Raw genomic sequence first — 7,381 nt, 5'->3', positions numbered from 1 at the left:
GTCATAGGTCGCCGAAGTGACCAGGTACCCGCCGTTGTCGCTGAAGTGCGGCGCGTTGATGATGGAGAAGGTAAAGCCCGGCGCGATGCCGGTGGCCGTGCCCGACCCGCTGACGCTGTGGTGCTCGGCCTGCCACACCTCCTGGCGGATGCGCGCGTAGGACTCGCCGTGGCTGTGGTCAACAAAATGGCCTGGCCAGTCGTAGACGTCCACCGCGCCCGGCACCGGCGACGCCGGGTTCTGCCGCGCCTGCAGCATCCACGCGTTCGGCTTGCGGAAGTCGTAGTCGTCGGTGCTGTAGATGCCCGGCGTCACGCTCTCCGCCAGCGACCACTGGCTGATGCCCTCTTCCGTGACCACGCCACCCGACTGCGTGACGTGATAGGCGATGGTCTCATAGCCCGGAAACGCCTGATGCTGGTCCGGCGCGTCGCACAGCACCAGCGTGTGTTTGTCCGCCTCGTGGCGGAAGAAGTAGTAAATCCCCTCCAGCTCCATCAGGCGGCTGATAAAGTCCAGGCTGCTCTCCTGATACTGCACGCAGTACTCCCACACCCGGTAGTTGCCCGCCAGGCGCGTCTCAACGTTAACCGCGTACTCCTTCAGCAGCGTCTGCACAATCTGCGGCACCGTCTGGCTCTGGAAGATGCGCAGGTTGCGGTCGCGCCGCATCGGCCACAGGTCCGGCTCCACCGTCAGCTGGTAGACCGCGTAGCGGATGCCGCTCAGCTCCTGGCTGCGCACGGCTACCCGGGTGATTTTGCCGTTGAGGTAGCGCGAACTCAGCGCGCTCATCAGGCCATCGGTCGGCAGCGAAAAGGTGACCGGCTTGCCCAGCAGCGCGTGACGGTCGATGCGCGCGTCGGTGGCCAGCAGTTCAGCGGTGAGCACAAACGGACGGGACAGTGTCTCGTTGCCCGTGAGCGTGTGGAACAGCAGGGCGTCCGCCGGCAGCTGTGCAGTAATGCGTGAGAACATAGAGATTTTCCGTACGAGTACAACTGACGAAAAAGCGTGCCAGTAAAAGTGGAGGGATTAAGGGTTTTTACTAAAACAGCTTCTTATGGGAGGTAATGGCTATAAGGATAGAATAGTTTTAACAAAGCTATCCTGATATAAAAAGATAAGGTACGCTCTTAAGAGACAGTGTATTAATGATAATTTCGGTTATACTTTTATCTAAAACGTCAAAATGAAACTCATGTTTCAACATGAGTTTCATTTTACGGATCAGAACTTTTCAAGATGGAATGAGGAAAGGATAATCTCAAGGCAACGTTTATTAGCCTCATAAGAATAGCTTTTGTGATTTCGATGCTTGCCAACTAATTCTGCATAGCACCATAACTGCCCCACACTAAAAACATAGCACTGATAAAAGGCGCTTATCTTTTCCTCAGTGCTTACAATCTCTCCCGCACAGGTAGCGAGAGTTTCTCCAAAGAAAGCATTAAACTCGTTCGGAATAGTTTTAAGAGTGTCAGTTGTCAACTTAACGGCAGGCTGATGATCATGAAATCGCTTAATTGACACGCTAAAAACATCCTGCTCTGTAAATAACATCTCTTGTGAATAGAAGCAGAGATTAATCACACCAGAGTTGAGCCCGTTCAACGTATGTTCAATTACCAGTCGTGTTTCACTGAGAGGTTTTACTTGCCAGGACTCAGGAATTTTAAAACCACTACTGTTGTTATCACTTAGGCTCACAGTCTGAAGGAGTTCAGCAAAGGCAAGATTACTGCGATGCATTAAATCCCAGTTAACCACAGTAAAATAAATATCATTTGCCAGTAGAGGATAATCTCGAGATGCACAAGCGGCTTTTATCAGAAAATAATTCCCACCACTTTCCTCGGGATTATAATCCTTTTGAACAGTATAGCGTGAAACAACTTCGTCACCTGAAGAGTGGGTTTTAAGAGTGAGTACGTCTGCGAAAACTCCATTCCCGGCCGGATTAACAATTAATCGTTTATTTATTATTTTTTCGCCCATTAACTCTAGCTTATTGAACAACCAATCTGAAGGGTTCATTTCCCACTGGCAACGTTCATAAGCGGCCCAGACTTCCATATAAGGCAGATTATCATTCGTCGAATAGCGCCCGATATTAATCAGGCCAACTTCAGCAATATTTTGCAGCTTCAACTCCGCAGGCTTGACGCGGTTGGGCAGAACCACCCAATAGTGAAGCATTTTCTTATCAGCAGAAGTGTACTGGCACTTCCAGTAATTTGACCGGGCCTCCTCGTCGGTATAGTTTGATACTACGGGAAAGGCATAATTATTCTCAGTATTCATACAACCTCTTTAACTCAGACCGTGCTGCCAAACCAGATTCCATAAAACATAATAACGCATCCAAACGAAGCAATTACTTTGACAAACAAGCTCAGCCTTGCTCCATAAGAATTACCAATGAATGATAATTTCGAGTAATTTTCAGAAGTATTATAACGATGATGGAATCGCATTATAAATCTGAATAGAGCAAAAAGAGAAATGACAAATAATTTTGAAATCAACATCGTCATGACAGAAGCAGGTATAATAACTGATAGCGCCCTTGCACTTTCTCTATCGATCAAATGCAAATATTTAGATAAGCCCACAAGAATAACCACCAAAATAAAAGCACCAATCAGAACGGCGAGAAACTTTTTAAAAAAAGATACCCACTCCTTTCTTGAAAAGACATCCTTTCCATTCCAGATATAAATTAAAGCAATAATAATAAAAAAAATAAAACCTGACCATTTCATTTTGTAGTTATCTCCAAGGATTTAATCGCCGATCAAAACAGTAACACAACCGGTTTTGATTGTCCCTTCGCCGCCTGGCTGTTTAGGTGTTTGAACAACTTCATCATCACCATACAGAGAGTCAAAGAAGTCCAGAACCGGCTTAAAGGCTACTTTCAAACTTGCATCACCTTTAAGACCAATCAGCGCTGCGACTCCACCTGCAACCCTTAAATTCGCTGAGGAGTCTGTGGTCTCCCAGAACAAACTTCCTCCACCAGATAACCCCACAGAACCTAAGCTAGCATCTGCTTTAGCCTCGCCAGAAACTATGCCTAAGATATCAATATTTCCTGACACTTCACCTTTTACTCCCTTTGCTTCGGCTCCACCTTCAAGCGTAAATCCATATCGACCTTTGTTACCACTATATATTTCACCAACGGCTTTTGCCTCTGCGGTGCCAATAGTGACATCACCAGATACTCCTCCATACAAAGTCCCCTCTTTCCCTGCAGCAGCCGAGCCCCCATACTGTATGCCTGTCGCGGTCGCATTCGTATTTAGGCCATAAATATCATTACCACCTCCATATAATGAACCAGTGGCATTGGCAACGGCGACTTTCGTACGCATCTCTCCGCGTAAGAGATCCTGGCTTTTTAGGTTGCCCAGAGTAATGTCGGATAACGCAAAACCAGCCGATGCCGTATCAAAATCCCCATTGAGGTTTTTATCTTCCAGACTGGCATAAGCACCAAGTACGCGGGCATCGTAAATTTCATCATGTAGCATCCCATCTTCACCCGCCTTTTTTGCCAATGATCCGCCCCAGTAATGTGGCGCAGCAGGTTTAGAGCCTGATGACGGAAGTTCACCTCCGTCATTACAATGCGTTTTATCTCCTTTGCGTGCAAGTGGTATACCATTGACGAAAACGGTGCCAGAACCACCGACAATTAAGCCGTTGCCATGCTCGGAACAGGATAACGTGTCGCCTTTTCTTGCTGCCGGAAACCCTCCGATAATCACATCCGGACTTCCTGATTGTATTGGACCAGTATGTGCGCTGATATCAATGATCGCTCTGGCGGCAGGCTGCCCCATGATTATTTTTCCTTAATAAGAAATCAGCTATTAACTTTAACCACAGCACCTTTAATATCCGTCAGGTTAGTTCCACTGATATTTATCGTGTCATTCGCTTTAAGTTCGGAATTTATTCCTCCACCCAGCTTCGTAATTTGCGTGCCTTTGAAGGAGGCTTCAGTAATACTTTCTGCCTTAAGCGCTCCCTCAGAGACGATAATTTCAATGCTCGAGGGTGTAATGAGAATATAATTATTATTCACTTTTAGTTTAATAGAGGCTGTCGCTTCCAGCAGAGCGTTACCCTCTTTGTCCATGGTTAGCACAGTCTGATTTTTACCGACGTTTATTTTGTGCTGACTTCCTGTATTACTGGTTGAATTTACCCCTGTATTGACATCCCGGTTACGCTTAACCGTGACATGCTCATCCTGTCCGATAGTTTTTTTACGGTCAACGCCGACGTCATGTGTCTCACTATGTTCAATCTCTGTATCCATATTTTTTTCAGCATGAATCCAGATCTGTTCATGTCCTGCTTTATCCTCAAACCTGAGAGCGTTGGCATTATCTTTGTGTCCATCTTTACTACGGCTCAGAAAACCCATCTGCGTCGCTGCCGCCGGCAGCGCCCACGGCGGCATGCTCGCCTCGTTATACACGCGGCCGATGATCAGCGGACGATCCGGGTCACCGTTGATGAAGTCAACCACCACTTCGTCGTTAACACGCGGGATCTGCACCCCGCCGAATCCCTGACCGGCCCAGGCGCTGGAGACGCGCACCCAGCAGGAGCTGGTGTCGTCGCCCTTCGCCAGCCGGTCCCAGTGAAACTTCACCTTTACCCGGCCGTAGCGGTCGGTCCAGATGGACTCGCCTTTCGGCCCGACCACCTTCGCGGTCTGCGGGCCGTGCGTTTTCGGCCACGGCGTCTCCGGCGGCGTGCGGTAGGTTACCGACGACGGCAGCACCGTGAAGTGGATGTTGTGACGGCTGTCGCCGGTGTCGCCGCTGGCGTAACTGTTCTCGGCGAAGTCATAGGTCGCCGAAGTGACCAGGTACTCGCCGTTGTCGCTGAAGTGCGGCGCGTTGATGATGGAGAAGGTAAAGCCCGGCGCGATGCCGGTGGCCGTGCCCGACCCGCTGACGCTGTGGTGCTCGGCCTGCCACACCTCCTGGCGGATGCGCGCGTAGGACTCGCCGTGGCTGTGGTCAACAAAATGGCCCGGCCAGTCGTAGACGTCCACCGAGCCCGGCACCGGCGACGCCGGGTTCTGGCGCGCCTGCAGCATCCACGCGTTCGGCTTGCGGAAGTCGTAGTCGTCGGTGCTGTAGATGCCCGGCGTCACGCTCTCCGCCAGCGACCACTGGCTGATGCCCTCTTCCGTGACCACGCCACCCGACTGCGTGACGTGATAGGCGATGGTCTCATAGCCCGGAAACGCCTGATGCTGGTCCGGCGCGTCGCACAGCACCAGCGTGTGTTTGTCCGCCTCGTGGCGGAAGAAGTAGTAAATCCCCTCCAGCTCCATCAGGCGGCTGATAAAGTCCAGGCTGCTCTCCTGATACTGCACGCAGTACTCCCACACCCGGTAGTTGCCCGCCAGGCGCGTCTCAACGTTAACCGCATACTCCTTCAGCAGCGTCTGCACAATCTGCGGCACCGTCTGGCTCTGGAAGATGCGCAGGTTGCGGTCGCGCCGCATCGGCCACAGGTCCGGCTCGACCGTCAGCTGGTAGACCGCGTAGCGGGTGCCGCTCAGCTCCTGGCTGCGCACGGCTACCCGGGTGATTTTGCCGTTGAGGTAGCGCGGACTCAGCGCGCTCATCAGGCCATCGGTCGGCAGCGAAAAGGTGACCGGCTTGCCCAGCAGGGCGTGACGGTCGATGCGCGCGTCGGTGGCCAGCAGTTCAGCGGTGAGCACAAACGGACGGGACAGCGTCTCGGTGCCCGTGAGCGTGTGGAACAGCAGGCCGTCCGCCGGCAGCTGTGCAGTAATGCGTGAGAACATAAGTAATCCCTGACTATTAACTGTGTGGATCGAGCAACCAGACACCTTCTTCGCTGATGTTCAGCGTCTGCTGGCGGGTGCCACTCTGGCCGCTGATGGCAAAGGTGTAGTTACCCGGTGCCAGCTGCAGTGTGGCGAAGCCATTCACCGCCGGGACCAGCGCCTGCGGCTGACCGTTGACCTGAACGCGTTCACCCTGCTGCAGACGGATATAGACCTGGGCGACTGGTGCGGGTGGCGGTGCCGGTTGAGGATCGGGTTCACGTGCGGCGGTCTGCGCAGGCTCAGCAGTCTGAGCCTGCGCGCTGGCAACGGTATCCGGCGGGGTGTCAGGCTGCGTCGGTGGCGCAGCCACCGGCTGATTAACCGGCGCGACGGTGACGGCAGGCGCACTGTTTTGCGCGGTCTCAGCCGACGTTGTCTGGTCATCACCACGCGACATCAGCAGACCGGCGCACAGGCCGACCAGCACGCCCGCGGCCACCAGACCCGGCAGTGCAAAGCGGTGTCCCAGCAGCGTTTTCAGCGGCGAGCCGGGCGGGATGATCTCTTCTTCTTCGATCGGCACCAGCATGGTGCCCGGCCCGCTCATTTTTGCACTGAGCAGCGGTTCCGGTTCACGCTCCGGCAGTGCCATCAGCACAGCAAAATCATCAATGCTCTGCGGACGGTCTTCCGGTTTCAGCGCCAGCGCGCGATCCACGGCGCTGAGCAGCGCCGTCGAGTAGCCCGCCAGACGACGCTGCACCAGCGGCTGATAGTTATCTTCGATGCTGCGCACCACGCTCACCGGCGGTGGCGCACCGGTAATCAGCGTATGCAGTACCGCGCCCAGCGCGTAGATATCGGTCCACGCGCCCTGCTCACTCTCGTCGTTGTCGCTGTACTGCTCAATCGGCGCATAGCCGGGACGCAGCATGGTCTCGCTCTCATCCGACAGGTTGCCGATGGTTTTACGCGCCGACCCGAAGTCCAGCAGGATCGGCTCACCGCTGCTCTGGATCTGGATGTTATCCAGCGAGATATCGCGATGCAGATAGCCCGCTTCATGGATGGTTTTGATCGCCCCCAGCAGCGGCGGCAGCATGCGACGGATCCAGGCCTCATTTACCGACTGCGGATGACGTTCACGGAAGTTCGAGAGCGTGGTGCCGCTGTAGAACACCGTGCCCATGTAGGCGGTGTCGTTCTGCACCCAGAAACGCAGCACGTGCAGCAGGTTCGGATGGTTAAAGCGCGCCAGCAACCGTGCCTCCTGAATAAAGCTGTTCAGCCCGGCATGAAAGGTTTTGCTGAAGCGCTCACTGCGCAGCACCAGATTCAGGTCATCGCTGCGCACCGCCAGCGAGGCAGGCATGAACTCTTTGATGGCGATATCACGCTCAAGCTGGTGATCCCAGGCGCGATAGACGATGCCAAAGCCGCCACCGCCGATGACCTCTTTAATCTCAAACTCATTGAAGCGGTAACCCAGCGGCAGGGCGTTGGGGACATTCAGGGGTTGATCATGTTCCGACATATTCGAAAACTCTCTGA

6 protein-coding genes are annotated in these 7,381 nt (G+C 53.5%); all 6 read right to left on the bottom strand.

Features of this window, described 5'->3' with window-relative positions:
- A partial coding sequence (locus F3I44_RS03825; RefSeq protein WP_150019312.1) for a type VI secretion system Vgr family protein occupies nucleotides 1–978 on the bottom strand: 978 nt, incomplete at its 3' end.
- A 252-nt stretch (nucleotides 979–1,230) separates the two neighbouring features.
- Entirely contained in the window at nucleotides 1,231–2,304 is a 1,074-nt protein-coding gene (locus tag F3I44_RS03820) for a hypothetical protein (RefSeq protein WP_150019296.1), read from the bottom strand.
- A gap of 14 nt (nucleotides 2,305–2,318) precedes the next feature.
- Complete coding sequence (locus tag F3I44_RS03815) at nucleotides 2,319–2,765, bottom strand: hypothetical protein (protein WP_150016056.1); 447 nt, start codon at nucleotides 2,763–2,765, stop codon at nucleotides 2,319–2,321.
- A 21-nt stretch (nucleotides 2,766–2,786) separates the two neighbouring features.
- Nucleotides 2,787–3,851: a PAAR domain-containing protein gene (locus F3I44_RS03810; RefSeq protein WP_150016057.1), complete on the bottom strand. Its 1,065-nt coding sequence runs from the start codon at nucleotides 3,849–3,851 to the stop codon at nucleotides 2,787–2,789.
- 23 nt (nucleotides 3,852–3,874) lie between these two features.
- A complete protein-coding gene (locus F3I44_RS03805; RefSeq protein ID WP_150019295.1) occupies nucleotides 3,875–5,845 on the bottom strand; it encodes a type VI secretion system Vgr family protein in 1,971 nt (656 codons plus the stop codon).
- A 16-nt stretch (nucleotides 5,846–5,861) separates the two neighbouring features.
- The gene (locus F3I44_RS03800) at nucleotides 5,862–7,364 is read right to left on the bottom strand and encodes a serine/threonine-protein kinase (RefSeq protein ID WP_150009533.1); all 1,503 of its coding nucleotides are present in this window, start codon (nucleotides 7,362–7,364) and stop codon (nucleotides 5,862–5,864) included.
- Nucleotides 7,365–7,381: the final 17 nt, after the last annotated feature.

This window comes from Pantoea sp. F_5 (genome assembly GCF_008631595.1).
Classification (GTDB): domain Bacteria; phylum Pseudomonadota; class Gammaproteobacteria; order Enterobacterales; family Enterobacteriaceae; genus Pantoea; species Pantoea gossypiicola.
Note: the sequence above shows the minus strand (reverse complement) of the source record. Positions and strands in the feature narration are given on the sequence as shown.

Excerpts from the sequence above, each read along its gene's own strand:
- F3I44_RS03820 (WP_150019296.1), bottom strand. The coding sequence starts at position 2,304 with ATGAATACTGAGAATAATTATGCCTTTCCCGTAGTATCAAACTATACC.
- F3I44_RS03815 (WP_150016056.1), bottom strand. The coding sequence starts at position 2,765 with ATGAAATGGTCAGGTTTTATTTTTTTTATTATTATTGCTTTAATTTAT.
- F3I44_RS03810 (WP_150016057.1), bottom strand. The coding sequence starts at position 3,851 with ATGGGGCAGCCTGCCGCCAGAGCGATCATTGATATCAGCGCACATACT.
- F3I44_RS03805 (WP_150019295.1), bottom strand. The coding sequence starts at position 5,845 with ATGTTCTCACGCATTACTGCACAGCTGCCGGCGGACGGCCTGCTGTTC.
- F3I44_RS03800 (WP_150009533.1), bottom strand. The coding sequence starts at position 7,364 with ATGTCGGAACATGATCAACCCCTGAATGTCCCCAACGCCCTGCCGCTG.